A 24,490-nucleotide genomic window follows, 5' to 3' on the forward strand; every position below is an offset into this window, starting at 1 on the left:
GTTTCTTCTTTTTATTTCACCTTCGCACCATTCGGCAAGGCACTATTCGCTTCGATCACGCGTAATTCGCCGTCTTTTTCACCCGACAAAATCATGCCTTCACTCAGCAAGCCGCGTAATTTGACAGGCTTCAAGTTCGCAACTACGATCACTTTCTTGCCTATCAACTCTTCTGGCTCATAGAATTCTGCGATGCCGGAAAGAACTTGGCGTAGCTTACCTTCGCCTAGATCTAATTGGAAACACAGAAGTTTATCTGCTTTTTTCACTTTTTCTACTTCTTTTACTTCCGCAACACGCAAATCGATCTTGTCGAAGTCTTCGATGCCGATTTGCGGAGTTTCGATTGCTTCTGCTTCTGCCTCAGGCTCTTTGACCGTTGCAGTTGCTTTCATTTGATCTTGGATATAGGCAACTTCTTCTTTTGCTTCTAGGCGCGGGAAGATCGGTGTACCTTTTTTTACTACTTTGGTGCCGTCAGGGATCGCACCAAACGTGTAGATGCTGTCCCATTTCTTCAAGTTCTCAGCTTGTAAGCCAAGCTGCATGAAGATCTCACCCGGTGCTCTTGTCAAGAACGGTTGCAAGAGAATCGCAATTGTGCGCAAGCTTTCTGCCAAGTGCGTCATCACGCTAGCCAGCTCTTTCTTGCGGCTTTCGTCTTTGGCAAGCGCCCAAGGTTCTGTTTCATCGATATATTTATTGGTGCGGGAGATCAATGACCATAACTTCGTAAGCGCTACGGAAAATTGCATGTGTTCCATGTTTTTCTCGTATTCTTTCGCCACATCGTCTTTAAAAGTCCGCAATGCATCGTCAAATGGCGTTACATCGCCTTGATATGCCGGGATCTCACCATCAAAATATTTATTGATCATTGCGACCGTACGATTTAACAGATTTCCTAAGTCATTTGCCAAATCATAATTTACTCGATCTACAAAGTCCTCCGGCGTGAACAAGCCATCTGAACCGAACGGCACTTCGCGTAGCAAGTAATAGCGCAATGCGTCTAGGCCATAACGGTCGATCAGCATATAAGGATCCACGACATTGCCTTTTGATTTCGACATTTTACCGTCTTTCATCAAGATCCAGCCATGACCGAAGATCATCTTCGGAAGTGGTAGATCAAGTGCCATTAAAATGATCGGCCAATAGATCGTATGGAAGCGAATGATCTCTTTTCCGACGATATGTACGTCTGCAGGCCAATATTTTTGGAATTTCGTATCATTGTCCGTATTATAGCCCAATGCCGTAATATAGTTGGATAGCGCATCGATCCATACGTAGACAACGTGTTTTGGGTTACCGGGAACCTTGATGCCCCAGTCAAAAGTTGTTCTGGAAACGGCAAGATCTTCTAATCCTGGTTTGATGAAATTATTGATCATTTCGTTTTTGCGCGATTCCGGCAAGATGAATTCAGGATGGGAGTTATAGTATTCGACCAATCGATCGGCATATTTACTCATACGGAAGAAATAGGATTCTTCTTTTACCAATTCCACTTCATTCCCGCTAGGCGCTTTCCCGCCGATCACTTTGCCAGCTTCATCGCGATATACTTCTGCAAGCTGTGTTTCTGTGAAGTATTCTTCGTCAGAAACAGAATACCAGCCCTCATATTCGCCTAAATAAATATCGCCTTGTTCGACAAGACGTTCAAAGATCGCTTGTACACCAGTCTTATGACGTTCTTGGGTAGTGCGGATAAAATCCGTGTTCGAGATTTCCAGCTTTTTCCAAAGTTCTTGGAATCCCTCTGCCACCTCATCCACATATTGCTGTTCCGAGATCCCTTGTTCCTTCGCTTTCGCTTGGATCTTCTGCCCATGCTCGTCTGTACCAGTTAAATAAAATACATCATATCCTTTTAAACGCTTGTAACGTGCCATTGCGTCTCCTGCTACAGTCGTATAGGCATGTCCGATGTGTGCTTTTCCGCTAGGATAATAAATAGGTGTCGTTATATAAAACGTGTTTTTCTCTTTTGGCAATCCCTTTCCCTCCTCGTTATCACGCTGTTTGTTAGCATTTGTCTTCTATTATATCATTTTTCTATCAGAACGAAATAAGTCCCGCCCAAAAAAATCGATTAAATTTGACTATTGTTTGGTTATTCCAATCATGATTCCGCCGGCGACCACTAAAATAACGCCGAAAATCACAAAGGAGATCTCTTTTTTCGTTTTCTTTTCGCCAAGCAGAATAATTCCACCTAATGTAGAGATAACGACACCAAGCTGCGAAAGCGAGAATCCAGTCGCTACACCGACCAATCGATTTGCATAGAGCATCGCGGCATTACCGGCTGCCCAGATAAACCCGGGAAGCATCAGCCACGCTGTTTTTCCTGTAAAGCGCTTTTCTACTCCTTTTTGCGTCATCAAAAGCGCACCGATCACCATTCCGACTGCTTGTGGCAAAATCGCATCCCAGCCATTGATATGAAAGCCTTGGATAATCACGACATAACTGATATAGCCAAGCGACGAAATCGCAAGTACGAAGAGCCCTTTGCTTAGCTGATCAGCGCCATCCTCTTTTTTCTCCGCATAAGAGGTCAAAAATATGCCGATGATAAGCAGTGCTAATGCTGTAAAACCAAGCACGACTTGCATGGTCTCGCTCCATTCATGGAAAAGAATGACTCCGCATAACGTTGTTCCTACTAACTGCATCCCCGTCGAGATCGGCATTGCTTTGGAAACGCCGATCAATTTGAATGACTGCAGTTGAAATAACTGCCCCACAGCCCAAAAACACCCTGTTAAAAAACCGATCACCAATGTCCCTACAGAAAAAGACGGCGCAGTAAATCCCAGTGCTATCAGCGCAAAAAGCAGCGCACCCATCGTTATTCCCATCGTCTGCTGCCTTGTCGTCCCGCCTATCTTAGTGATGACGATCGGCATACAGCCCCATAATAAAGCTGGTATAAGCGCAATCATGATTGTCAACATATTTCCTCCTCCAGTTTTAGTTGCTTCGTTCATTATAACTTAAATTATTTTCTGAAAAAAGAGATAGTAAAAAGAACTACTTTTATAGTAAAATGAAATAAAATTAGAAAGGGGATTAAAAATGGGATTTTTAGAAGCTTATAAAGCGTATTGGAAAAATTACGTGAACTTTTCCGGACGTGCATCTGTATCCGAATATTGGTTTGCCGCACTATGGAATATATTGATTTTAGGCGTTTTATATACAATCATTACCATTGTTTCTGTCTTTACTTTTGCTAGCGTGGCTGCCATCAATGATCAAGCGTCCTTTATCGGCGCCATTCCACTGATGTTGCTTTCATTAGTCACGACATTGTACAGCCTTGCCTGTATCATTCCATCACTCAGCTTAACGATCCGTCGCTTGCACGATTCAAACAAAAGTGGCTGGATGATCTTGCTTGGTTTGATACCAATGGTCGGCGGGATCATTCTTATTGTATTTATGTGTCTTCCTAGTGAAAATGGACGTGTGTATACGCATCAAGATAATGAGTTTGATATTTGAGCAACAAGAATAAAAACCTTTTTGGTATAAAGCCAGAAAAAGTTTTTATTCTTTTTTGATATGCTTATTTTAAAAGCCTATGATCGACATCCTCTATAATGTTAAATATGGTAAGATTAACTTTTAATAGTGTATGCTATAACTGATAGGTCTAAATACAAAGATGAAAGAAGGGATTTTTATGAAAAGCAGAGCAGCTGTTGCATTTGAAGCGGGAAAACCATTGGAAATCGTGGAGATAGATGTGGCTGAACCAAAAGAGAAAGAGGTTTTAGTGAAAATCTTATATACTTCTGTTTGCCATACGGATGCGTTCACACTCTCCGGCGATGACCCTGAAGGCGTCTTTCCAGCAGTTTTAGGTCATGAAGGAGCTGGTGTCGTCGTTTCAACGGGAAGCGATGTCACTTCAGTGAAGCCAGGCGACCATGTGATTCCTTTATATACACCGGAATGCGGGGAATGTGAGTTTTGTTTATCTGGAAAAACAAATTTATGCTCCGCTGTGCGAGAAACGCAGGGGCAAGGTCTAATGCCTGATGGAACGACGAGATTTTCTTATAATGGTGAACCGATCTATCACTACATGGGAACGAGTACATTCAGTGAATATACCGTGGTCAACGAGATCAATTTAGTAAAAATCGATGAGAGCGCTCCGTTAGACAAAGTTGCTTTATTCGGCTGCGGCGTTACTACTGGCTTAGGTGCAGTAGAAAATACGGCTAAAGTGGAAGAAGGTACAGTGAATGCCGTTTTCGGACTAGGTGCGATTGGATTAGCGGTTATTCAAGGCTTGAAAAAAGCAGGCGCGAAACGGATCATCGCGATTGACCTTAATGCAGACAAATGGGAACTCGCCAAAAAAATGGGGGCAACTGATTTTGTGAATCCAAGTGACTATGACCGTCCTATCCAGGATGTGTTGATTGACATGACAAACGGCGGCGTAGACTACAGTTTCGAATGTATCGGAAATGTGGAAGTAATGAAATCTGCTCTTGAGGCATGTCATAAAGGCTGGGGGGAGAGCGTTATAATCGGGGTAGCCGGTGCAGGAAAAGAAATCCACACCCGCCCATTCCAGCTAGTGACAGGACGCGTATGGCGGGGTTCTGCATTCGGCGGAGTAAAAGGACGCTCCCAGCTTCCTAAAATGGTAGAAGATTTTATGAATGGCAAAATCGATCTGGATTCTTTTATTACCGGACGCTTAGATTTTACCGATATCAATACTGCGTTCGATCTGCTCCATAAAGGCGAATCCATTCGAACGATTTTGAGTTACGGGGGATGATCTCATGAAACTTACCTGCATAGAAACGCATTTATCCTTTGGCGGACATCAGAGAAAATACCGTCACTTTTCTGAGACCCTAAACTGCGAAATGGTTTTCAGTTTATTTCTGCCACAAGACGATCCTGCAAAAAAAACAGCACTTGTCTGGTGGCTATCTGGCCTAACTTGTACAGACGATAACTTCAGTCAAAAAGGAGCGTTTCAAGAATATGCGAACCGTAATCAAATCGCTATCGCTATTCCTGACACTTCTCCAAGAGGCGAGACCGTTCACGATCACAATAGCTGGGATCTTGGTCAAGGGGCAAGTTTTTACCTAAACGCCACACAATCTCCTTGGAAAGAAAACTATCAAATGTATGATTATATAACAAAAGAATTAACAGATCTGATCCATCCTCTTATTCCAAACTTTTCCGGAGCAGAAAGCATCATGGGTCATTCTATGGGCGGGCATGGCGCACTAGTCATCGGGCTGAAAAATCCGCAGCGTTTCCGTTCCATATCTGCGTTTGCTCCAATTTCAAATCCCATAAATGTGCCTTGGGGAAAAAAAGCCTTTACCGCATATTTGGGAGAAAACAAGGAAATATGGAAAGACTGGGATGCAGCTGAATTGATACAAGCCCTTGATACAGCGCCTCCCATCTATATTACTCAAGGAACTGCAGATGAATTTTACGGCGAACAACTGGATGCCTCCCTTTTCCTTAAAAACGCCGCGGATCATGAGGTAAATTATCAAAAAGTTCTTGGCTACGATCATAGTTACTTTACAATAAGTACCTTTATTGGCGCACATTTGGCGTTTCATCAGGCGTATTTGGGGGAGGAATAATCAAAAAGGAGCGTGCAAAATGAAATATACCGAAGCAGAAGCAGAACTTTTAAAAAGGCACACGAAAAACGGTCGGATTCAAACGCTACCTCGCAAACCAAGCAAGCAAAAAATATTACTACAAATCATTATTCGCGACTTTGAAAACGGTAAAGTCTACAATGAACAAGAAGTAAATAGCGTATTGATGCGCTGGTATGATGATTATGTGATTTTGAGAAGATCTTTAGTCGACGCTAAGCTTTTGAATCGTGAGGATGATGGATCAAGCTATGTTGTTAACCTCGACCTATATAAAGAAGCCTAGAACTTTACGTTCTAGGCTTCTTTTCATTTTTACTGTTTCGCAAACCCGATCATCACACCACCGACAATAACCAACAGTACTCCAATCGATACGGCGACAAGCTCTTTCTTTGTTTTCTTCTCGCCAAGGAATAAAATCCCGCCGATTGTAGAAAGTACGACGCCCATTTGCGATAAAGAGAAACCTGTTGCCACGCCGACTAGCTTGTTGGAGAACAGCAGTGCTAGATTACCGGTAGCCCACATGATACCCGGAAACATATTTAGCCACGTTTGTTTGGTAAAGCGGCGATCCTCACTTTTAATCGAGAATAATAAAGCTGCGATCACCATTCCGACTGCTTGGGGCAAGATCGCATCCCAACCATCGATATTGAACCAGCGTGTTACGACGACATAGCCGACATAGCCAACTGTAGAAACTAATAAAGTTAAAATTCCTGCTTTAAGATTTTGATCGCCATCTTCTTTATGCTGCTGATAGCTCGTTAAGAATATACCAATAATAATGACTGCTAATGCTGAAAAACCAAGTACTAATTTTGTCGTCGTTCCCCACTCATGAAAGGCAAATACGCCAAATAAAGAAGTTCCGACTAGCTGCATTCCTGTGGAAAGCGGCATCGTCTTGGAAACTCCGACTTGTGTAAAAGCTCGGAACTGGTTCATTTGTCCTAAACTCCAAAAAGCACCAGAAACAAAGCTGGCAATCAGGATAGTAGTTGTATAATGCGGGTCTGTAAATAAAAACATTCCCACTGCAAAGACAAGGGCGCCCATTGTCGTCCCTAAGATCTGCTGGCGTGGTCCTCCGCCTATTTTAGATACTACTAAGGGCATAAGCCCCCACATTAATGCGGGAATAAGTGCAACAAGAATATTCATTCGTTTGTCTCTCCTCCTAAGTTGTTTTCCATCTACTATACCCCATCTCGATTATTTTCACGCATCATTCGCTTTTTGGTGGTTTTTTTTGTAAAATAGAGAAAATGAGAAGGAGGAGTTATCCATGAAGTCTACTGGTATGGTTCGGAAAATCGATGAACTAGGACGCGTTGTTATTCCTATCGAAATCAGACGTTCGCTCCACTTAGAAGTAAAAGATCCTCTCGAAATCTTTATTGATGACGATAAAATCATTTTAAAAAAATATACCGAAAATTATGTTTGCGACGTGACTGGCGAATTTTCACTTGATAATCAGAAATTTTTAGATGGTAAATTAACACTTAGCAAAGCAGGTGCTGAAATACTAAAAAAAGAGATCCAAAACAAATTCGCCGATCCTTCTCAATAATTTAGTTTCTGGCCTAAGTGAAGCATTCTTCACTTAGGTTTTTTATTTTTCGCAGAATGATAGAGAAATTGCCAAAACAATTGGCAAAAATAGCTTTTTTCATTTTGACAGACTAGCGATACAATACCAATTAAAGGGGGCAGTACTTATGAGGCGTGAAATGATCTTAAATCATTTGTTAAATAAAGAGGTCCATATCAGCCTCGCCGATTTAACGGAGTCTTTCCAAGTCTCAGAACGAACAATCCGTAATGAAGTAAAATATCTAAATGAAGATGGCATAAAAAATGGCTTTCGCATCCAAACACTGCGCGGACAGGGATATCAATTACAGATAGAAAACAAACCATTATTCACAGATTATCTCAAAAAACAAACCGCCAGCTTCGATACGCAAAGCGTTTCGCAGCGCCTGCTCTACTTAGAATTATTATTATTCCAACAGCAGGATTTCATCACGATCGATCAACTTGCTAGCCAGCTTCAAGTAAGTCGCTCGACCATTCAGCAAGATTTGAAGCGGGTCGACACCTTTTTACATACATACGGACTGCTATTAAAGCGCAAGGCACATTATGGCGTCCAGATCGTTGGACCGGAAAAGAAACACCGAGCCGCATTAGCGAAGCTGCTCAACACCTCTTCCGAACAGCTTTCCCAAACGGAGGCTTACCGCAGTTTCCGAAAAACGCTCGACATCCAAGCATTGACGCTATTCATTAAAGAGCGCGTTACCCATTATCAAATCTACATCAGTGATGTCGCTCTCAGAAATATGGTGGATCACGTCTGTATCCTCGCATTCCGCGTTTCGCAAAAAAATTACATTCGGATGACCGGGCCACTCGAAAAAAATCCGATCTATACCGCATTGAGCAAGGATATTGCCGCTTTTATCGAAGCGCAGTATCACTTGGATGTCCCGGAAGCCGAACAGGATTTTTTAGCAGAGCATCTGATTGGCAAAGTTACCGTCGACACAATTTCAAAAGAAGAAAAAATGCGCCTCCAGGCAAAGATCAATGACGCGATGACTGCCATTGACCAGCAGTACGGCACTGCTTTTCAACCGGATGAAGAACTTCAGAATGCGCTTTTGCTCCATATTTATCCGCTAATGCTGCGCCTGCATTATAACTTGCAATTGGATAATCCGATTATCGAAGACCTATACACGCGCTATGCCAATGTCTTTAATATCAGCATTTCATTTGTCCAATATTTGCAAGATAATGAGGATTTCATCATCACAAAAGATGAGATTGGGTACGTTGCCATGTATTTTGCAGCAAGTTTAGAAAAAGAACGCAATCAAAAATTCAGAATGTATAAAAAAATCGGTGTTTTGTGTTCAAGTGGTGCGGGTGCTGCCTATCTCTTGAAAATGAAGCTTGAATCGGCATTTACGAACGCTGAGATCGTGACATTTTCCATGTATGAGTTGGACAAACTGCGTAACTCAGATTGTGATGTCGTGATAACGACTTTCCCCCTTACAATCGACGATCTGGATATTCCGGTGATCGAGACTGCCTTACTTCCTGGTGACCAGGAGCTGGCTCGTTTGAAAGACACATTGGCATTTTCCGCAGAAACTCAAACCTCTCCCGCTACCGATGCCGAACCATTGCTATCTTATTTCGCGGAAGAATGTTTCACGATAACAGAAGCAAATAATTATTTAGATATCTTAAAGACACGTTGCCACTTTCTGATGGAAGCCGGTTATGCCCCGCCGACATTTCTAGATGATGTGTTGGAGCGCGAAAACAAAATGACGACGATCTATCAAAACAGTATTGCTGGCCCGCATCCGATCCAAATGGGTGCACGCAAAGAATGTATCGATGTCATTATTTTGAAGCAGCCAGCTTACTACATGGATAAAAAAGTACGGCTGATCTTCTTACTGAATCTCGATAAAGGACACCTGTTCATTCATAAAGAAGTAAGCCGGCTGATGATTCGAATCATGGAAAACGATACAGTCCGAAAGCAATTATTAGCATGTAAGAACTATGCAGAATTTATCTCGATTTTAAAAAGTATATTATAGGATGTGATTTAGATGGATGGAATCGAACTAGACATTTTTAAATTGATCGCCTCTTCAGGCGATAGCAGAGGTGCCGCCTTTGAAGCATTGCGTTTAGCCAGAAAACAACAATTTTCTGCTGCAAAAGAAAAATTGACCGAAGCAAAAGAAAAAGGAAATGCGGCTCACGAGATCCAAACCAAATTGATCACCGCCGAAACGCAAGGCGAAAAAAACGAAGTGAGTCTTTTGATGGTCCACGCTCAAGACCATCTAATGACTACCCTGCTTGCCAGAGATCTAATCGAAGAAATGATTGGTATGTTGGAAGAATTAAGAACTAAAGGAGACGATGAAAAATGAAAATCTTATTAGTTTGCGCAGGTGGATTCTCGACCACCATGATGATGGAATCAATGAAAAAAGTAATCAATAACTCGGAAAAACTGGATATCGCTGATTTTCCGATGGAAGCGATCGGAGTGGATCGCTTAGAACAAACGATCGATGCTTATGATGTGATCCTTGTGGGACCGCAATTGAGTCATAAATACGATTATATCCGCGAAGAAGCAGAAAAACGCAATAAACCATCTGTCTTGCTTACTTCTGAGATCTATGGCGCAATGGATGGCGGTACAGTTGTCAAACAAGCCATTCTTGCTTATCGTAAACAAAATAACTAAGTCTCATCCCCAATTTAAAAAGAGGAGTGATTAGAATGTCCGAAAAAAATGGTGCTTTTGCAAAGTTTGAAGCGGTGATCCAAAAGACATTAGTCCCGATCGCCAACAAAGTGGATAAACAGCCGCACTTAACAGCGATCAAAAAAGGGATGGTCGTGCTGACCCCGGTATTATTACTCGGTTCAATGGCTGCTATTTTCCCATCGATACCAGAATTTATCAAAACGGTTGGTGTTGAGAACTGGTTTGCGCATTATGGCTATATTTTTGATTTGATCTCCAAATTATCACTTGGCATGATCGGTTTATATGCTGTTTTAGGAATCTCTTTTTTCCTAAGCGAGCATTATAAATTATATACAGTCGGCTCCATGCTGTTATCTGCCATTGCTTTCCTGTTGCTAGCTCTAGATGTAGACAAAAATGGAAATATTATTCCGACCTATCTCGATTCAAAGGGATTATTCACCGGGATATTCGTCGCTCTTATATCTGTCGAGATCTACCGCTTTTTCACGAAACACAAACTCGTCATTAAAATGCCGGAAGGAGTTCCGGATTTTGTTTCCAGCTCGTTTGAATTGATCACTCCTACAGCTACGATCGGCGTACTCTTCGTTATAATCAGAGCGATCGCCGACAACTTATCCGGCGGCGTGCTTGTTCCACAGATCATTATGGATGCGCTTGCACCAGCAATCGGAGGCATGGACTCCTTTATCGTTATTTATATCGTACTCGTTTTACGTTTAGTATTCTGGTTCTTCGGGATCCATTCCGCTGTATTATCGCCAATCATCGCACCGATCGCGGTACAATATTTATCGGAAAATATCGCAGCCAAATCAGCCGGCGAACCATTGACACACGTGCTTACAAACGGAACACTATCCGCTTACGCCAACTTTACCGGTTCCGGCGTCACGATCGGACTCGTCATCGCCATGTTGATCAGCCGTTCGAAGCGATACAAAAAGGTCGGTGCCGTCGCCCTGTTTCCTTCATTATTCGGTATCAATGAACCCGTTCTCTTTGGAGTACCGATCATCTTAAATCCGATCTTGATGTTGCCGTTTATCTTCGGAGGCGCATTTGTCGGCTTGCTACCAATGCTACTGATGCATTTCGGCCTGCTCAATTATCCGATATTCGATCCGCCGTTCGTCCCTGTTTTCATGGAAGGTTTCTTAGTTGGATTCGACTGGCGCTCGATCATTGTCCAAGTCGTCCAGATTATTCTCTCCTTCCTACTTTACATGCCGTTCTTTAAAGTATTGGAAAAACAAGAACTCGACCGTGAAAATTCCATTGCTGCTGAACGTGAAAAAGTGATTTCCAAAGAAGATGAGAAACTTCTCGAAGACTTAGATTTTTAAAAAGAAAGAAGTGGTACTGCAATGGAACAACGTCTTGCTGATTTGCGCGCGAATTTACAAGCAGAAAACCTGGATGGTCTGCTGATCTCCAATAAAGAAAATCGCTTTTATCTATCAGGTTTCACCGGTTCTTCCGCTGTATTCCTAATAACACCGACTAAAAAATGGATTATCACAGATTTCCGTTATTTTGAACAATTGAAAACAGAAGCACCTGATTTTGAAGTCATTGATCATCATGGAGAGAGCCTGCTGGCGCTGGCGAGAGCGATCCAAGAACTCGGTCTTCAGCAAGTAGGTTTTGAACAATCCTATTTAAACGCCGGCGATTACCTTGCTTTGCGTAAACTGATCCCGGATACTAGCTTAGTTCCTACGAGCAACTTGATTGAAAGCCTGCGGATGATCAAAGACGAGCAAGAACTTGCGATTATGGAAAAAGCTGCTCAGCTGACCGATCAGACATTTGATTATTTTCTTTCCTTTATTCAGCCCGGCATGACTGAACAGGCAGCCGCTGCGAAAGTAGATCACTACATGCGTGAGATCGGCGGTTCTGCCAGCGCCTTTGAAACGATCGTCGCTTCCGGTTGGCGCTCGGCACTTCCTCATGGACATGCCAGTGATAAAGTCATCCAAGAACATGAACTGATCACACTCGACTTCGGGATCGTTTATCAGCGCTATTATTCAGATATGACCCGCACCATTTCATTAGGAACTGTGGACGCCGAACTGCAGCATATTTATCAGCTAGTTAAAGAAGCGCATGACATCGGGATCTCTCAGGCTCACTCTGGGATGACCGGCAAAGAAGTCGATGTCTTATGCCGCGACCATATCACAAAGAATGGTTATGGAAGCTCTTTCGGTCACGGAACAGGTCACGGGATCGGCCTCAGCTGCCATGAATATCCGTCAATCAACCAGCAAGCCGAGATTTGCTTGCAGCCAAATATGTTCTTCACAGTTGAACCTGGTATCTACCTGCCGAACAAGGGCGGCGTCCGCATTGAAGACGATGTCCGTGTGCTTGCCGATGGTACAGTGGCTTCTTTAACAAAATCCAACACGGAATGGGTGGAACTATAATGGGAAAACAAGAATTATACCAAGCACTTTCCATGGCAGATGGTGTAGCCGGACGCGAAAAAGAAGTTCGCGATGTGCTCAAGCAATATTTACAACCGCACACACTGGAACTTGACGAAGATTTCTTTGGCAATTTTTATGCAAAAAAACAAAACGGGAATGCGCGGAAAGTCATGATCGTCGCTCACACCGATGAAGTCGGCTTTCTCGTGAAACGTATCACCGCAGATGGATTCCTTTACTTCCAGCCACTTGGCGGCTGGTGGAGTCACCATTTATTAGCCGAAAAAGTAACGATCACCTCCCAAAAAAATGGTAAAAAATTCCGTGGGATCATTGGTGCAACACCTCCCAAAAATCATGATTCCAGCCGCACGATTCCTATCGGCGACTTATACATCGATATTGGTGCAGCTTCTAAAGAAGAGGTAGCGGCGCTAGGTATTAGTCCTGGTGATATGGTCACGCCTTATACGGTATTCGAGCCCTTAGCGGCAAATCCAGAACTGCTACTCGGCAAAGCTTGGGATGACCGGGCTGGCTGCGCTGTCATGGCTCGCGTGCTGGAACAAGTCGCTTCTAAGACTTGGCAGGAAATCGACATCATCGGTGTCGGTTCCAGCCAAGAAGAAGTAGGAACAAGAGGCTCAAAAATTGCTGCTGAGACGATCAAGCCCGATATCGCGATCATTCTAGATGTCGCCACTGCGAAAGATACACCGCGTGCCGATAACTACCAAAACCGTATTCTCGGCGCTGGTCCAGGCGTTGTCTGGTACGATAAAACCGCAATAGGCGATGTCGCACTAGCCTCGAAATTTATCGACTTAGCCGAAGCACATCAGCTTCCCTATCAACACGATATGCTTGCCGGTGGCGGGACAGACGCCGGATCTGTGCAATTATCAGGAAACGGTGTTCAAACTATCACCCTCAGCCTGGGCGTCCGCTACTGTCATACCAGTTCATCCATCGTCCACAGCCGAGACATCGACTCGCTCGTCGATTGGCTGCTGCTTTTCTTAGAAGATCTAGAGGCAAATGGAGGTCAGCTCATATGACCGATTTCAATGAGATCATCGACCGTACCGGAACATTTTCTACCCAATGGGATTATGTTCAGGACCGCTTCGGCGTGGCCGGCTTGCTTCCTTTTACGATTTCCGACACTGATTTCAAGCTCCCCGCCGAAACGATCACTGTTTTAGAAAAGGCTGTCCATAAAGGTGTGTTCGGCTACACACGCTGGAACCATCACGCTTTCAAAAGCAGTGTCACCCATTGGTTCCAAACTCGCTTCAAGGCAGCCACTCAGGAAGACTGGGTCGTTTACAGCCCAAGTGTGATCTATAGTTTATCCGCTTTACTGCCTATCGTTTCTAGCCCACAGGATAAGGTTATGACATTTACCCCTTGCTACGATGCTTTTTTCGCAACAATTCGGGATAATGACCGCGAATTGGTAGAATTCCCGCTTACCGATACCAATCATCGGTATACGATCGATTTTGAAAAATTGGAAAAAGCCTTTCAAAGCGAAAGAATCACGATATTCCTATTATGCAGCCCACACAATCCAACTGGCAGAGTATGGACGCAAGCGGAGTTGACGAAACTGACTGCGTTATGTGCGGAATACCAAGTTTTCCTGATCAGCGATGAGATCCATATGGACATTGTGCGCGCCGGACAGAAGCATATCCCAATCACTGAGTTCTGCGAGGAAATGCATGCCAACATTGCTCTGCTCTCTTCCTCTTCCAAGACATTCAACACCCCGGCACTGATCTGTTCTTATGCACTCATTCCAGATGAAACTGTCCGAGACGCTTTTCTGCAGACATTGAAGCAGAAAAACGGTCTTTCTTCGATTTCTTATTTAGGAATGCTGGCTCAGATCGACTGCTATCAGAACCAAGCAGCCTGGTTAGATGACCTATGTAAGCATATGGATCAGGAAATGCTTTATTTAAAGCAGGAAATCAATGCGTTAGATGGCTTTTCTTTCATTATTCCTGAGGCTTCCTATCTGGCTTGGATCCATGCTGATCCGCAGCTTTACCCGATGACCTCCCTGCAAGAACAGCTGATCAACATTGGAAAAGTAGCCATTATGCGCGGCGATACTTACGGTGCAGACGGAGCTGCTTATTTACGGATGAATATCGGTACGAATCATGCGAAAATCGCAGATGGCATCGCGCGGATAAGACAAGCTATCGGCTCTAACTAAGTTGATAAAAACATTTTCCCTATGCTATACTTATGAAGCAATTTACAAAAACAACGAAGGAGATTGACACATGAAGAAAAAAGCATACCGCAATTCACCCGCTTTTGTGATGTTAGCGTGGGGTTCATTTTTGATCTTTTTAGCCTTAGTTATCATTGGCTTGATTACCTTAAAAGAACCATTAATGGTAAAAGGTTACTATTTTATGGGGGCGATCGGTCTGATATCCACCGCTTTTACATTGGCAAAAGTAATTCGGGATAATCAAGAAGATGAAGAACGCTACAACCAAATGTTCCGGGCAATCGATATTGAAACAGCACGCAAATCAGAAGAAGCTTGAACTTTTTAATTTTCCATTACATAGATAATACTATCTAAAAATCTTCAGCGAGACGACAAATGTCTGCCTCTCTAATTACAGCCATGGTAATTCATCCACTGGTGGCTGTGATTAGATGGAAGGACATTTCAAGCTCGCTTTTTTATTTGTGTTTCATTTTGCAGCGTTCGGGGTATTAGCATACAGCGACTATATTTTGTTATTTCGAAATGTAAGCGCAAACATTCAAGGAAGAGGAGGATTTTTTGTATGTTGAAAAAAACAAAGAAATGGTTAGCAGGCAGTATCTTAACGGGAGCAGCGGTACTTTTCAGTTTTTCATTTAGTGGACAAGCACTTGCTGCAACAGATGCCGCTTCGCAAATGCCGGATATGACTGGTAAAAAGGTTTTAGTCGGCTATTGGCATAGCTGGAAATCAAGTGGCAACGACGGTTACAAGCAAGGCACATCTGCAGATATCGCTTTAAAAGATGTCAACAAAGCCTATAATGTCGTGCCGGTCGCTTTCATGAAAGGTGATGGTATCAATCGCATCCCGACATTCAAGCCAGTCGGAATCAGCGACAGTGCTTTTCGCGCGCAAGTAGCAGAATTGAACAGCCAAGGACGCAGCGTTATCCTAGCACTTGGTGGAGCTGATGGGCACGTTCAATTACAAACAGGCGATGAGCAGGCTTTTGCCAATGAGATCATCCGCCAAGTAGATACTTACGGATTTGATGGACTGGATATCGACTTAGAACAAAGTGCGATCACTGCCGGCAATAATCAAACGGTCATTCCCGCTGCACTTAAAATCGTTAAAAATCACTATCGTGCGGAAAACAAAAACTTTCTCATCACGATGGCACCTGAATTTCCTTACTTGAAACCGGGTGCTGCATATGCCACCTATATCTCTTCCTTGAACGGCTACTACGACTACATCGCACCTCAGCTTTATAATCAAGGTGGCGATGGGATCTGGGTAGATGAAACCAACCAATGGATCGCGCAAAACAACGATGCACTGAAAAAAGATTTTCTTTACTATATGGCTGACTCCTTTATCCATGGAACACGCGGTTTCTTGCAGATTCCAGCGGATAAATTAGTGCTTGGTCTGCCAAGTAACAATGACGCAGCGGCAACTGGGTACGTTGCGAACCCGCAAAATGCGTTCGATGCCTTCAATCAGCTGAAAGCTAAAGGCACACCGATCCGCGGCTTTATGACTTGGTCTGCGAACTGGGATGCTGGTAAAAACAAGAATGGTGTTTCTTACAATAATGCCTTTGCGAATACGTATGGACCATTCTTAGGAACAAAATAAATCAAAATTAATCAGCGGTGCAGCCGGTGCTGAAGTTTAAGCACTGATTGCACCGCTATTTTTATAATCTGTTAATCGTTAATGATTCGGCCGCCATCCATTACTAAAGTCGCTCCTGTAACAAAAGAAGATTCGTCTGAAAGCAACCAAGCGATCCCATTAGCTACTTCTTCTGCTTCTCCCATGCGCTTCAAAGGAATAGAATCGATCAGCGATCCTCGATGTTCTGCCGGGATCTGATCGGTGATCTCAGAATGAGTTGGTCCTGGCGCCACTGCATTGACACGGATATTTTGTCCGGCACCTTCTAAAGCCGCTGATTGTGTCAATGCCTGAACTGCAAATTTACTAGCACTGTAGGTCGCTGAGCCGTTATTTGCTTTCAATCCATTGATAGAAGAGGTGTTGACGATCGAACCGGCACCATGTTTTTGCATCGCCAGCATTTCGTGTTTCATGCTAAGTAGCACGCCAGTGACATTGATATGGAACAATGCCTCAAAATCTGCTTTCTCGATTTGTGTGATCGGCACCAACGGCTGAGCAGTTCCAGCATTATTGACGGCCATATCCAATTTTCCGTAAGTCGTTACGATCTCTTCAACAACTTGCGCAATGTTTGCTTCATTTGTTACATCCAACGGTTTGAATACAGCTTTCCCACCATCAGCAATGATTTCTGCTGCTAGCTTCTGTCCTAATTCTTCTCTTCGTGCTCCAATAATGACTTGCGCTCCTTTTTTTGCCAATAATACTGCTGTTGCTCTTCCGATTCCGCTTGTTGCGCCAGTTACCAATACTACTTTGTCCTTCATTTTGTTCCCTCCAATTTATAAATTGAACGTTCGTTCTAATTTGAATGTATTTCTTTACAGAGAATCAAATAGCATAAAGCTTCTCTTATTTAAGCAGAAGCTTTATGCACAGAGTTCCAACAATAATCGATCATCTTGTTAACTTCTTTCTCCGTTATCTGCATATTGTCTTGAAAATAAGCTTTTAGTAGATAAACAACAGACCCATAGTGCATCTGTACCATAAGCTGCGGATTCCAATCGATAAATAAGTCTGCTTTGACTGCCGACTCGTAAAGTGTAGCAAGTGTTCGGCACCAATTGATTTCTTCAGCCTTTACTTTAGTCGTCTTTTCGATATAAGGAGAGAACGAATACTGCTCCATAAAACGAAATGCGTCTGGCTGCTGAATCGCAAATTCGATCAAATTGCGCCAAGCATTCCCAAAGCGGATCTGCAAGGTCTCATCTACATCAAAGTTTTTTAAGACCGCTTTTGTGGAAGCTTTGATGAGTGCAATGTAAAGTTCATTGATGATCGCTTCCTTGCTGTCAAAATAATGGTAGATCGCACCAGTGGAAACACCTGATTCTTTTGAGATCAGCGACATAGAAGTCGCTTGAAGTTCTTTTTCATTGATCAGTCGCAATGTCGTTTCAAACACTGCTTTTTGCGCCTTATTATATTCTTCAAACATAATGATCCTCCTAGGCATCAGATTAAATCGAACGTTCATTCTAATATTAAGCCTTCTCTTTTGAACTGTCAAATTTAGCGCTTTAGCTTTCTAATCCATGATACGCAGCATATACTTCCCGCTTCGGCAATTTACGCTCTTTCATGACTTGTTTGATCGCTTCTTTAGAGCTGATAGCTTGTTCTGCCATCACTTGCTCGACATGCGCTTTTATACTAAGATCGCTCCACCACGCAGTCTCCTCAAGCACTTCCTCTTGATTACTACCTTCTACGATCAAACAAAACTCCCCACGGATTTCTGTTTCACTACTCCAAGTCAGGACTTCCGCAATCGTTCCACGCACGAATTCTTCATAACGTTTCGTCAGTTCCCGGCTGATCACAATCTGGCGATCATCGCCAAGCGTTTTTTGCATGGCCTTGAGTGTATCTTTCAGCCGATGTGGAGATTCGTAAATAATCCAAGTTGCAGTTCGTTTTCCCAACTGTTCTAGTACCGCTAGCTTTTCTTTCGATCCGCGCGGTAAAAAGCCGTGAAAGTAAAATGGTTGCGGCACTAGCCCTGACGCAATCAATGAAGTCAATGCTGCATTTGCTCCCGGAAGCGGAACAACAGCGATTTCTTCGGCAACCAACTGTTGGACTAGCTCATATCCTGGATCGGAAATACATGGCATCCCTGCATCACTGACAAGCGCGACATCTTTGCCCGCCAAAAGATATTCACGAATCTCTGCTTCGCGGTTTTTATTGCTGAATTGATGGTAGCTGATCATATGTGTCTGGATTTCAAAATGATTAAGCAGTTTGATCGTATTCCGTGTATCCTCGGCCGCGATCACCGCCACTTCTTTTAACACTCGAATTGCTCGAAATGTCATATCTTCTAAATTTCCGATTGGCGTTGGTACAAGATATAACTTACCGTAAGACTGATCCGCTCCAAAACTTTGCTGGATTTTCATTGTAAATTCTCCTTCTCCTTGGCTGCTGATAAATAAGCGTCTTTTTGCTTGCGTGTTTGTTTTTTAAAAGCCGCTTCGGCCTGCATTGCTTCACTTCGGCTGGCAAATCGTTCATAATGGATGACCTTTACCGGTCGTCTTGTTTTCGTATATTTACAACGGATCCCAGCATTGTGCTCGGCTTCTCTCCGCTCCACATCTGTGGTATAGCCACCGTAATACGTATTGTCACTGCAATGCAGGACGTAAAAATAATGATCAGCTGCGGCTGCCATAAAGCATCTCCCTCACTTCATCGGTGTACGCGTGTTCTGCATCGTGGACAATAATCGGTGGCAGATATTTCACACCCGGTTTGCCGTCTTTTATCCCTTCGATCAGTACCGTATTGGCATCTTTATGAATTTGCGGATGTACCATTTGAACGCGTTTCGGTTCTAAGCGATATTTTCTCATGATGTCGATCATATCGATCAGACGTTCCGGACGATGGACAAGAAATACCTTTCCGCCTTGTTTCACTAATTCGGAAGACGTTTTTATCACATCATCTAGTGTGCACATGATCTCATGTCTGGCAATCGCCAAATGCGGATTGCCGTTTTTCAGACTTGTAGGCGGAGTGGCGAAATAAGGTGGATTACAGGTCACGACATCCGCCCGCTCTTTCGGAAGAACGGAAGTGATCGTCCGCAGGTCATGTTCATAGATCTCGATCTGCTCCGTCAGCTTATTATAGCGGATACTCCGCTTCGCCATATCCGCAAGCCGCTGCTGCAGCTCAACACCAATGATCGATGCGTTTGTCCGTGTACTGAGTAGCAAAGGAATAATACCATTTCCGCTGCACAAATCAATGATCTTCCCTTTTTTCTTAGGGATACGGCTAAAATTTGCCAACAAAACAGCATCTAAGGAAAAAGAAAACACGCTGGGACTTTGGATGATCCGCAGATCCTCCGCTAATAAAAAATCAAGTCGTTCATCTTCTAAAAGCACTTCTTCCATTCCGCACTCCTCCATTTATTTAAAAATCCCTCTCTTTAGCAATGAAAGAGAGGGATGCATTTATTTTTTGTTCAGCAAGGATAAGCAAAATAAACAATCTTCATCGTTCCCTCTGGGGCTTCCAAAATGGACATTGCACACATGGAAACCTTCCTTATAAAGTTGGACTAGATTGTCATAGCCTTCACCAAGTTCGATGATCTGTGCCATTTCTTCTTTGCGTTTCGGCTCCAGAACGCTGTCGGAATCTGCGCTTTCTTTATGCTCGCCATCTAAATCAAAATGGCGGCGCAGGTGTTCGTTTTCGATCGTCAAGCGATTATTTTCTTCCAGCATTTCACCTAGCGTCTGTTTCAAATCCCCAAGTTGTTGGTAAAGTTCTCCAATTTGTTCTTCCATATTGCTGACTGAATCAAAAATGGCTTTTTTATCCAATCTCTTCACCTCAAGACTTTACAGGTTGTTTTCGAAAATCATTGTATGGCAATAATTCTTCTAGCTCATATTCCACAACTGCTTCTTCTTCCGGAATACGGACTTGCAATACGCGATTCAGCAAATTGATTCCGTATACTTGTGCTTTGATGCCTTCTGGTGTCTTGATCTTGGTTCCTACATCTGGCATTTCTCGTTTTGCCTGTTCATATTCATCGTTTTCATATTTCAAACAGCACATCAATCTACCGCATAAACCTGAGATCTTGGTAGGGTTCAAGGATAGATTTTGATCTTTTGCCATTTTGATGGAAACAGGCTCAAAATCTCCTAAGAAAGTGGAACAACAAAGCATTCTGCCACAGGGACCGATGCCGCCGAGCAGTTTTGCTTCATCGCGGACACCGATCTGTCTCAACTCGATGCGCGTGCGGAAGACCGACGCCAAGTCTTTGACTAATTCTCGGAAATCCACTCGTCCTTCTGCCGTAAAATAAAAAATGATCTTATTACGGTCGAATGTGAAGTCCACATCCACTAAACGCATATCCAATTTGCGTTCATGGATTTTTTTATCACACAGCGCGAATGCTTTCTTTCGCGACTCCATATTCTCTTCCATTACACGATAGTCCGCTTTAGTAGCAATGCGGATCACGTTTTTCAGAGGAAGAACGACATCCTCTTCTTCTACATCACGCGGAGGGATCACTGCCTTACCGAATTCGATGCCTTGTGCATTTTCCACAATAACGCCATCATTTTGTTCGATTTCCAACTCTCCGGGTGAAAAATAATATATTTTACCGACGTTTTTGAAACGTACGCCCACAACTTTGACCAAATCGCTTACCTCCCTTGTAATTCCAAGACAAGTTGCTCCATTAATAATTGGACATTCATATTGGAATCTAATTTTGACTTTTGTGTTAAAATCAATTGAATATCCGTTGATGTTTCTGACAGCGAATGCTGCATTGCATCTTTTTTCAACATGTCGATTTGTGCGATGCAGACTGGTTCATAGTCTTCCTGCAACGCCAAATGCAATCTATCGCGATACAAAAGAATGAGCAGCTCTAATCCTAGAGCTGTTTTTTCTTTATCTTTAAGCGTCGTCATCCAAGTCTCTTGGATGAGAATGAGTGGGGAAACACCTTGATGATGTATTCCTTCGTATAATTTTACCACCACATTCCGTGCTTCTGCAAACCAATCCTCTGCTTCCCATTCTTGCGCTTGCTCGGTACTGCCAGTGAGACTCGCGTAGATACGTGCTTTCTGCTGTGGAATGCCACTCGCAGTCATCTGAGCGACCAGATCTTGATGTTTAAGTGCTTTAAAGCTTACCGGCTGGAGCCGCGATGCGATCGTCGGCAGGATCTGCTGCGGTCTGTCTGTTAAAAACAACAGTAGCATGCCACCATCCGGTTCTTCTATAAATTTTAATAAACTATTGGCAGATTGAACTGTCATTTTGTCAGCCTGCTCAATGATTACTATTTTTTGATTGGATTCCATACCTCTGCGACTGAGTTCCTGTTTCAGCTGCCGAACTTGTTCGATCTTGATGCTTGCGCCGTCTGGAACGATCGTATGGATGTCAGGATGATTGCCGCTTTTGATGCGGATGCAGTTTTCACATTCGCCGCAGGCAAGTTCCTCCGGTTTCGGCTGCAGACAAAAAATAGCCTGTGAAAGCCATAATGCGATCTCTTTTTTGCCGGTTCCAGATGGTCCTTCGAGTAAGTAGCCATGCGAAAGTCTGTTTTCTTGAATGCTTTGAGAAAACAACTTCATTGCGATCGGCTGTTTATCCATCCATTCTGTTTGTCTTCCCACAAGAAACTTCCTCTCTACAATTCATTCCTTATTATTATAACATGACACCGTTTAAATAGCTTTGGAATTTAATGAATTTCCATTTTTATTCTGATTTCGAAAATTTAAATAGACAGTAAACTTTTTTAAGCATAAAATAAGAGAGGGATGAATTGTATATGCTAGAAATGGGGGGAAAGAATTTCATGGAACAATCACAAAAAAATATGATCACATTTTTAGACGCAAGCACTGCGGAAATTATCGAAGACTGGTTGACTGGCATTTATGCAGAGAACAACTACACAAGTTTTGTATACTCCCCGCAATTTAAAGACGAGCTCAAAGCGGACAGCGAGCAGACCGCCAGCCTTATTTTAGATTATTTCGCGGATAAAGGCACTTTTTATCATTCCTTAGATAGCTGGCTGGCGCACATGTACAAGCGTCGGATGGAAAACGAGGTCCCGCTTCCCGAAGTTATCATGACCTTAGATAAATTGAGACGGCAATTCATCAAAAAAATAACCGATTACTGTGTAGCTGATACCGAAGTTTCCAAACAGGCTTTTGCACATTATATGGAGAGCGTAAACAAAGCTTTCGACCGTATCAACGAAGCATTCAGCAATCTTTACTACCAAGCGATCAAGCAAGATATGGAAACCCAATCTAAATTATTGGAAGAGATCAGCACGCCTGTGATCGCACTGACGGATAGTTTGGCGATCCTGCCACTGATGGGCGAGATCAATCCCGATCGAGCGCGGACGATCATCGAAATAGCAGCAAGCAAATGCGTGTCGATCCAAGCAGAAGAACTTTGCATCGATTTTTCAGGGGTCTCTGCTTTCGATGACGGACTAGGCGAAATGCTTGCCAACCTCGTCAACGTCTTGAACCTGCTCGGTGTATCGATCATCGTGTCGGGGATCCAATCGAGAATGGCAAAACAGATCGCACGAATGGATCTGCCTTTATCACTGAATGTTTATCCTTCACTGAAAGAAGTATTGCGAGAAAAGAATCATCATTGATCAAAATATAGAAATGCCTAAAAACACTTTCAAAACCTTTAGCTGGTTACGAAAGTGTTTTTTATCTTATTAGTTCTCTGCTATAATAAAGGGGATCTTCAAACGTATCCGCTTTTCCAGCAGAAAGGAAGCGTCATAAATGAAACGAAATAAAGATGTAGTTGCTTACAATTTGATTTTCCCTATCTGGGCGATCGTTGTTTTTCCACCCATACTTATCTTTACGCTGCCCGCCAACTTTATCTTCGACAGTATCGTTTGTTTGTTAGGATTATGGATTTTTTCGGATCAAGTTTGGAAGAAATACAAAAAATATATCTTAAAAGTGTTTTTGTTAGGTTATCTAGCAGATATTATTGGTGCGATACCGCTTGTTATCCTTTATCTGAATGATGACGGTTCAGAAAAAACTTTTATTGATGCGATTGCGTATAATGTGTTTTGGCGAGTAGATACTGTAATCTTTATGACAGTCATTGTCGCGTTTGTTGGCTGGCTGATCTATTACTTTAATCGTAAATTTGTGTTTAAAAACGAAGCGCCTAAAACCGCGCGACGTCTATCTATTCTTCTAGCTGTACTTACCGCACCCTATTTCTTTTATTTCCCAGTAGAGTGGTTTTGGTATTGATACGAATAATTTGGTCAAAAAAACAGAGCATTATTGCAGCTCTGTTTTTTATATAAGCACCCGCCTAAAAAATCACATGTTCCTGAATAACTTCCAGCTTTTTAATAATAATACACCGGTTCCGCGTTGTGATAACACCCGCTGATTTCAACTGCTGAAAGATCCGATTTACACTGCTGGCGGAGTTGATTCCGCAAAAATGACCGATCTCCTCATTGCTTACCATGAAATCAATCAAGTATTCTCCTTCTGCTATCTCCACTCCGAATAAATTATATAGTTCATACAATTGTGTACATACTGCCCCCAATTTCCCATTCATCAGCATTTGCTGCATTTTTTTGATAGAGCGCAGCAGCCGTGTGCGGTAATAATCTTTGACATAGATCTGCAATTCCACATCCTGATTGACATCTTTCCAAAACTGGACTCGATCGACTTGATACAATTCCGCACTATCCGATTCCACACGAATATTGAAAGGCGCATTAGTGAATTGGGAATACTCATCTCGTAGGAGCGATACGATATCCAGCTTATTGATATATTCCAAATTGAACTCCCGGCCATCTCGTGAAATAATACTCGTTTTGATAATCCCTTTTTTTAATATATATACATACGAATCTTCTAATCCTTCATACGTTAAATATTTACGTTTCCCTCTTGTAGTTACAAGGAAATCATTTGAACTTACATATTTACTAAGAATCTCATGATCCATCCCTTAACCTCCTTTTTTTATTCAACGCCTGCCTTT

28 protein-coding genes are annotated in these 24,490 nt (G+C 42.9%); 16 read left to right on the forward strand and 12 right to left on the reverse strand.

Annotated elements, in window-relative coordinates; all coding sequences use genetic code 11:
* Window positions 1–11: 11 nt before the first annotated feature.
* Both metG and HMPREF0556_RS06015 read right to left on the reverse strand, forming a co-directional pair.
* Window positions 12–2,003 carry a methionine--tRNA ligase gene (gene metG / locus HMPREF0556_RS06010; RefSeq protein WP_003756497.1) on the reverse strand — a complete coding sequence of 664 codons (1,992 nt, stop codon included), beginning with the start codon at window positions 2,001–2,003 and terminating at the stop codon, window positions 12–14.
* A 108-nt stretch (window positions 2,004–2,111) separates the two neighbouring features.
* Complete coding sequence (locus HMPREF0556_RS06015) at window positions 2,112–2,966, reverse strand: GRP family sugar transporter (protein ID WP_077904790.1); 855 nt, start codon at window positions 2,964–2,966, stop codon at window positions 2,112–2,114.
* A gap of 124 nt (window positions 2,967–3,090) precedes the next feature.
* Between HMPREF0556_RS06015 and HMPREF0556_RS06020 the strand changes: the two genes are divergently transcribed.
* From HMPREF0556_RS06020 to HMPREF0556_RS13010, 4 genes are all read left to right on the forward strand, one after another.
* Complete coding sequence (locus tag HMPREF0556_RS06020) at window positions 3,091–3,519, forward strand: DUF805 domain-containing protein (protein ID WP_003756502.1); 429 nt, start codon at window positions 3,091–3,093, stop codon at window positions 3,517–3,519.
* A 181-nt stretch (window positions 3,520–3,700) separates the two neighbouring features.
* The gene (locus tag HMPREF0556_RS06025) at window positions 3,701–4,816 is read left to right on the forward strand and encodes an S-(hydroxymethyl)glutathione dehydrogenase/class III alcohol dehydrogenase (RefSeq protein WP_040486520.1); all 1,116 of its coding nucleotides are present in this window, start codon (window positions 3,701–3,703) and stop codon (window positions 4,814–4,816) included.
* Window positions 4,817–4,820: 4 nt separating this feature from the next.
* Window positions 4,821–5,657: an S-formylglutathione hydrolase gene (fghA, locus tag HMPREF0556_RS06030; protein WP_040486521.1), complete on the forward strand. Its 837-nt coding sequence runs from the start codon at window positions 4,821–4,823 to the stop codon at window positions 5,655–5,657.
* Between the two features lie 19 nt (window positions 5,658–5,676).
* Window positions 5,677–5,964, forward strand: a complete 288-nt coding sequence (locus HMPREF0556_RS13010; RefSeq protein WP_003756508.1) for a DUF2087 domain-containing protein — start codon at window positions 5,677–5,679, stop codon at window positions 5,962–5,964.
* A gap of 29 nt (window positions 5,965–5,993) precedes the next feature.
* On the opposite strand, the gene HMPREF0556_RS06040 is transcribed toward HMPREF0556_RS13010, so the two are convergent.
* A complete protein-coding gene (locus HMPREF0556_RS06040; protein WP_003756510.1) occupies window positions 5,994–6,848 on the reverse strand; it encodes a GRP family sugar transporter in 855 nt (284 codons plus the stop codon).
* Between the two features lie 124 nt (window positions 6,849–6,972).
* Between HMPREF0556_RS06040 and HMPREF0556_RS06045 the strand changes: the two genes are divergently transcribed.
* The 10 genes from HMPREF0556_RS06045 (at window position 6,973) to HMPREF0556_RS06090 (ending at window position 16,339) form a co-directional block, all read left to right on the forward strand.
* A complete protein-coding gene (locus HMPREF0556_RS06045; protein ID WP_003756511.1) occupies window positions 6,973–7,260 on the forward strand; it encodes an AbrB/MazE/SpoVT family DNA-binding domain-containing protein in 288 nt (95 codons plus the stop codon).
* A gap of 148 nt (window positions 7,261–7,408) precedes the next feature.
* Window positions 7,409–9,316, forward strand: coding sequence for a BglG family transcription antiterminator (locus HMPREF0556_RS06050; RefSeq protein WP_003756512.1), 1,908 nt, complete (start codon window positions 7,409–7,411; stop codon window positions 9,314–9,316).
* A 12-nt stretch (window positions 9,317–9,328) separates the two neighbouring features.
* The gene (locus HMPREF0556_RS06055; protein WP_003756514.1) at window positions 9,329–9,658 is read left to right on the forward strand and encodes a PTS lactose/cellobiose transporter subunit IIA; all 330 of its coding nucleotides are present in this window, start codon (window positions 9,329–9,331) and stop codon (window positions 9,656–9,658) included.
* Window positions 9,655–9,981: a PTS sugar transporter subunit IIB gene (locus tag HMPREF0556_RS06060; RefSeq protein WP_003756516.1), complete on the forward strand. Its 327-nt coding sequence runs from the start codon at window positions 9,655–9,657 to the stop codon at window positions 9,979–9,981. Before HMPREF0556_RS06055 ends, HMPREF0556_RS06060 begins: the two co-directional genes overlap by 4 nt.
* 35 nt (window positions 9,982–10,016) lie before the next feature.
* A complete protein-coding gene (locus tag HMPREF0556_RS06065; protein ID WP_003756518.1) occupies window positions 10,017–11,357 on the forward strand; it encodes a PTS sugar transporter subunit IIC in 1,341 nt (446 codons plus the stop codon).
* A 21-nt stretch (window positions 11,358–11,378) separates the two neighbouring features.
* Window positions 11,379–12,449, forward strand: coding sequence for a M24 family metallopeptidase (locus tag HMPREF0556_RS06070; protein ID WP_003756519.1), 1,071 nt, complete (start codon window positions 11,379–11,381; stop codon window positions 12,447–12,449).
* Complete coding sequence (locus HMPREF0556_RS06075; protein ID WP_040486522.1) at window positions 12,449–13,510, forward strand: M42 family metallopeptidase; 1,062 nt, start codon at window positions 12,449–12,451, stop codon at window positions 13,508–13,510. The genes HMPREF0556_RS06070 and HMPREF0556_RS06075 overlap by 1 nt, the downstream gene beginning before the upstream one ends.
* Window positions 13,507–14,682: a MalY/PatB family protein gene (locus HMPREF0556_RS06080; protein ID WP_003756522.1), complete on the forward strand. Its 1,176-nt coding sequence runs from the start codon at window positions 13,507–13,509 to the stop codon at window positions 14,680–14,682. The genes HMPREF0556_RS06075 and HMPREF0556_RS06080 overlap by 4 nt, the downstream gene beginning before the upstream one ends.
* Window positions 14,683–14,752: 70 nt before the next feature.
* Window positions 14,753–15,025, forward strand: a complete 273-nt coding sequence (locus HMPREF0556_RS06085) for a YiaA/YiaB family inner membrane protein (protein WP_003756524.1) — start codon at window positions 14,753–14,755, stop codon at window positions 15,023–15,025.
* 249 nt (window positions 15,026–15,274) lie between these two features.
* Complete coding sequence (locus HMPREF0556_RS06090) at window positions 15,275–16,339, forward strand: chitinase (protein WP_003756528.1); 1,065 nt, start codon at window positions 15,275–15,277, stop codon at window positions 16,337–16,339.
* 71 nt (window positions 16,340–16,410) lie between these two features.
* Here HMPREF0556_RS06090 and HMPREF0556_RS06095 read toward each other — a convergent pair whose 3' ends face one another.
* From HMPREF0556_RS06095 to holB, 8 genes are all read right to left on the reverse strand, one after another.
* Entirely contained in the window at window positions 16,411–17,154 is a 744-nt protein-coding gene (locus HMPREF0556_RS06095; protein ID WP_003756530.1) for an SDR family NAD(P)-dependent oxidoreductase, read from the reverse strand.
* An 89-nt stretch (window positions 17,155–17,243) separates the two neighbouring features.
* Window positions 17,244–17,831 (reverse strand): TetR/AcrR family transcriptional regulator, encoded by a 588-nt coding sequence (locus HMPREF0556_RS06100; RefSeq protein ID WP_036106819.1) that lies wholly within the window; start codon window positions 17,829–17,831, stop codon window positions 17,244–17,246.
* Between the two features lie 82 nt (window positions 17,832–17,913).
* Complete coding sequence (gene rsmI / locus HMPREF0556_RS06105) at window positions 17,914–18,798, reverse strand: 16S rRNA (cytidine(1402)-2'-O)-methyltransferase (RefSeq protein ID WP_003756534.1); 885 nt, start codon at window positions 18,796–18,798, stop codon at window positions 17,914–17,916.
* Complete coding sequence (locus HMPREF0556_RS06110) at window positions 18,795–19,073, reverse strand: GIY-YIG nuclease family protein (RefSeq protein ID WP_003756537.1); 279 nt, start codon at window positions 19,071–19,073, stop codon at window positions 18,795–18,797. The genes rsmI and HMPREF0556_RS06110 overlap by 4 nt, the downstream gene beginning before the upstream one ends.
* Window positions 19,057–19,806, reverse strand: coding sequence for a tRNA1(Val) (adenine(37)-N6)-methyltransferase (locus HMPREF0556_RS06115; protein ID WP_036106823.1), 750 nt, complete (start codon window positions 19,804–19,806; stop codon window positions 19,057–19,059). Before HMPREF0556_RS06115 ends, HMPREF0556_RS06110 begins: the two co-directional genes overlap by 17 nt.
* Window positions 19,807–19,866: 60 nt before the next feature.
* On the reverse strand, window positions 19,867–20,241 hold the full coding sequence (gene yabA / locus HMPREF0556_RS06120; RefSeq protein WP_036106825.1) for a DNA replication initiation control protein YabA: 375 nt from the start codon (window positions 20,239–20,241) through the stop codon (window positions 19,867–19,869).
* A 10-nt stretch (window positions 20,242–20,251) separates the two neighbouring features.
* Window positions 20,252–21,085 (reverse strand): PSP1 domain-containing protein, encoded by an 834-nt coding sequence (locus tag HMPREF0556_RS06125; RefSeq protein ID WP_003756543.1) that lies wholly within the window; start codon window positions 21,083–21,085, stop codon window positions 20,252–20,254.
* Between the two features lie 5 nt (window positions 21,086–21,090).
* Entirely contained in the window at window positions 21,091–22,083 is a 993-nt protein-coding gene (holB, locus tag HMPREF0556_RS06130; RefSeq protein WP_003756545.1) for a DNA polymerase III subunit delta', read from the reverse strand.
* 185 nt (window positions 22,084–22,268) lie between these two features.
* Here holB and HMPREF0556_RS06135 point away from each other — a divergent pair, with 185 nt between their 5' ends.
* Both HMPREF0556_RS06135 and HMPREF0556_RS06140 read left to right on the forward strand, forming a co-directional pair.
* The gene (locus tag HMPREF0556_RS06135) at window positions 22,269–23,099 is read left to right on the forward strand and encodes an STAS domain-containing protein (RefSeq protein WP_040486523.1); all 831 of its coding nucleotides are present in this window, start codon (window positions 22,269–22,271) and stop codon (window positions 23,097–23,099) included.
* Window positions 23,100–23,238: 139 nt separating this feature from the next.
* On the forward strand, window positions 23,239–23,730 hold the full coding sequence (locus HMPREF0556_RS06140; RefSeq protein WP_003756549.1) for a hypothetical protein: 492 nt from the start codon (window positions 23,239–23,241) through the stop codon (window positions 23,728–23,730).
* 64 nt (window positions 23,731–23,794) lie between these two features.
* On the opposite strand, the gene HMPREF0556_RS06145 is transcribed toward HMPREF0556_RS06140, so the two are convergent.
* Window positions 23,795–24,454 (reverse strand): Crp/Fnr family transcriptional regulator, encoded by a 660-nt coding sequence (locus HMPREF0556_RS06145; protein ID WP_003756551.1) that lies wholly within the window; start codon window positions 24,452–24,454, stop codon window positions 23,795–23,797.
* Window positions 24,455–24,490: the final 36 nt, after the last annotated feature.

Origin of the sequence: Listeria grayi DSM 20601, assembly GCF_000148995.1 — a bacterium.
GTDB classification, from domain to species: domain Bacteria; phylum Bacillota; class Bacilli; order Lactobacillales; family Listeriaceae; genus Listeria; species Listeria grayi.

What these genes read in the sequence shown, in the direction of transcription:
- HMPREF0556_RS13010 (WP_003756508.1), top strand. Translation starts at nt 5,677, where the DNA reads ATGAAATATACCGAAGCAGAAGCAGAACTTTTAAAAAGGCACACGAAA.
- fghA (WP_040486521.1), top strand. Translation starts at nt 4,821, where the DNA reads ATGAAACTTACCTGCATAGAAACGCATTTATCCTTTGGCGGACATCAG.
- HMPREF0556_RS06115 (WP_036106823.1), bottom strand. Translation starts at nt 19,806, where the DNA reads ATGGAAGAAGTGCTTTTAGAAGATGAACGACTTGATTTTTTATTAGCG.
- HMPREF0556_RS06065 (WP_003756518.1), top strand. Translation starts at nt 10,017, where the DNA reads ATGTCCGAAAAAAATGGTGCTTTTGCAAAGTTTGAAGCGGTGATCCAA.
- HMPREF0556_RS06040 (WP_003756510.1), bottom strand. Translation starts at nt 6,848, where the DNA reads ATGAATATTCTTGTTGCACTTATTCCCGCATTAATGTGGGGGCTTATG.
- HMPREF0556_RS06055 (WP_003756514.1), top strand. Translation starts at nt 9,329, where the DNA reads ATGGATGGAATCGAACTAGACATTTTTAAATTGATCGCCTCTTCAGGC.
- HMPREF0556_RS06025 (WP_040486520.1), top strand. Translation starts at nt 3,701, where the DNA reads ATGAAAAGCAGAGCAGCTGTTGCATTTGAAGCGGGAAAACCATTGGAA.
- rsmI (WP_003756534.1), bottom strand. Translation starts at nt 18,798, where the DNA reads ATGAAAATCCAGCAAAGTTTTGGAGCGGATCAGTCTTACGGTAAGTTA.
- HMPREF0556_RS06050 (WP_003756512.1), top strand. Translation starts at nt 7,409, where the DNA reads ATGAGGCGTGAAATGATCTTAAATCATTTGTTAAATAAAGAGGTCCAT.
- HMPREF0556_RS06140 (WP_003756549.1), top strand. Translation starts at nt 23,239, where the DNA reads ATGAAACGAAATAAAGATGTAGTTGCTTACAATTTGATTTTCCCTATC.
- HMPREF0556_RS06095 (WP_003756530.1), bottom strand. Translation starts at nt 17,154, where the DNA reads ATGAAGGACAAAGTAGTATTGGTAACTGGCGCAACAAGCGGAATCGGA.
- HMPREF0556_RS06020 (WP_003756502.1), top strand. Translation starts at nt 3,091, where the DNA reads ATGGGATTTTTAGAAGCTTATAAAGCGTATTGGAAAAATTACGTGAAC.
- HMPREF0556_RS06145 (WP_003756551.1), bottom strand. Translation starts at nt 24,454, where the DNA reads ATGGATCATGAGATTCTTAGTAAATATGTAAGTTCAAATGATTTCCTT.
- HMPREF0556_RS06060 (WP_003756516.1), top strand. Translation starts at nt 9,655, where the DNA reads ATGAAAATCTTATTAGTTTGCGCAGGTGGATTCTCGACCACCATGATG.
- HMPREF0556_RS06135 (WP_040486523.1), top strand. Translation starts at nt 22,269, where the DNA reads ATGGAACAATCACAAAAAAATATGATCACATTTTTAGACGCAAGCACT.
- HMPREF0556_RS06075 (WP_040486522.1), top strand. Translation starts at nt 12,449, where the DNA reads ATGGGAAAACAAGAATTATACCAAGCACTTTCCATGGCAGATGGTGTA.
- HMPREF0556_RS06045 (WP_003756511.1), top strand. Translation starts at nt 6,973, where the DNA reads ATGAAGTCTACTGGTATGGTTCGGAAAATCGATGAACTAGGACGCGTT.
- HMPREF0556_RS06085 (WP_003756524.1), top strand. Translation starts at nt 14,753, where the DNA reads ATGAAGAAAAAAGCATACCGCAATTCACCCGCTTTTGTGATGTTAGCG.
- HMPREF0556_RS06070 (WP_003756519.1), top strand. Translation starts at nt 11,379, where the DNA reads ATGGAACAACGTCTTGCTGATTTGCGCGCGAATTTACAAGCAGAAAAC.
- HMPREF0556_RS06100 (WP_036106819.1), bottom strand. Translation starts at nt 17,831, where the DNA reads ATGTTTGAAGAATATAATAAGGCGCAAAAAGCAGTGTTTGAAACGACA.
- HMPREF0556_RS06110 (WP_003756537.1), bottom strand. Translation starts at nt 19,073, where the DNA reads ATGGCAGCCGCAGCTGATCATTATTTTTACGTCCTGCATTGCAGTGAC.
- HMPREF0556_RS06080 (WP_003756522.1), top strand. Translation starts at nt 13,507, where the DNA reads ATGACCGATTTCAATGAGATCATCGACCGTACCGGAACATTTTCTACC.
- HMPREF0556_RS06090 (WP_003756528.1), top strand. Translation starts at nt 15,275, where the DNA reads ATGTTGAAAAAAACAAAGAAATGGTTAGCAGGCAGTATCTTAACGGGA.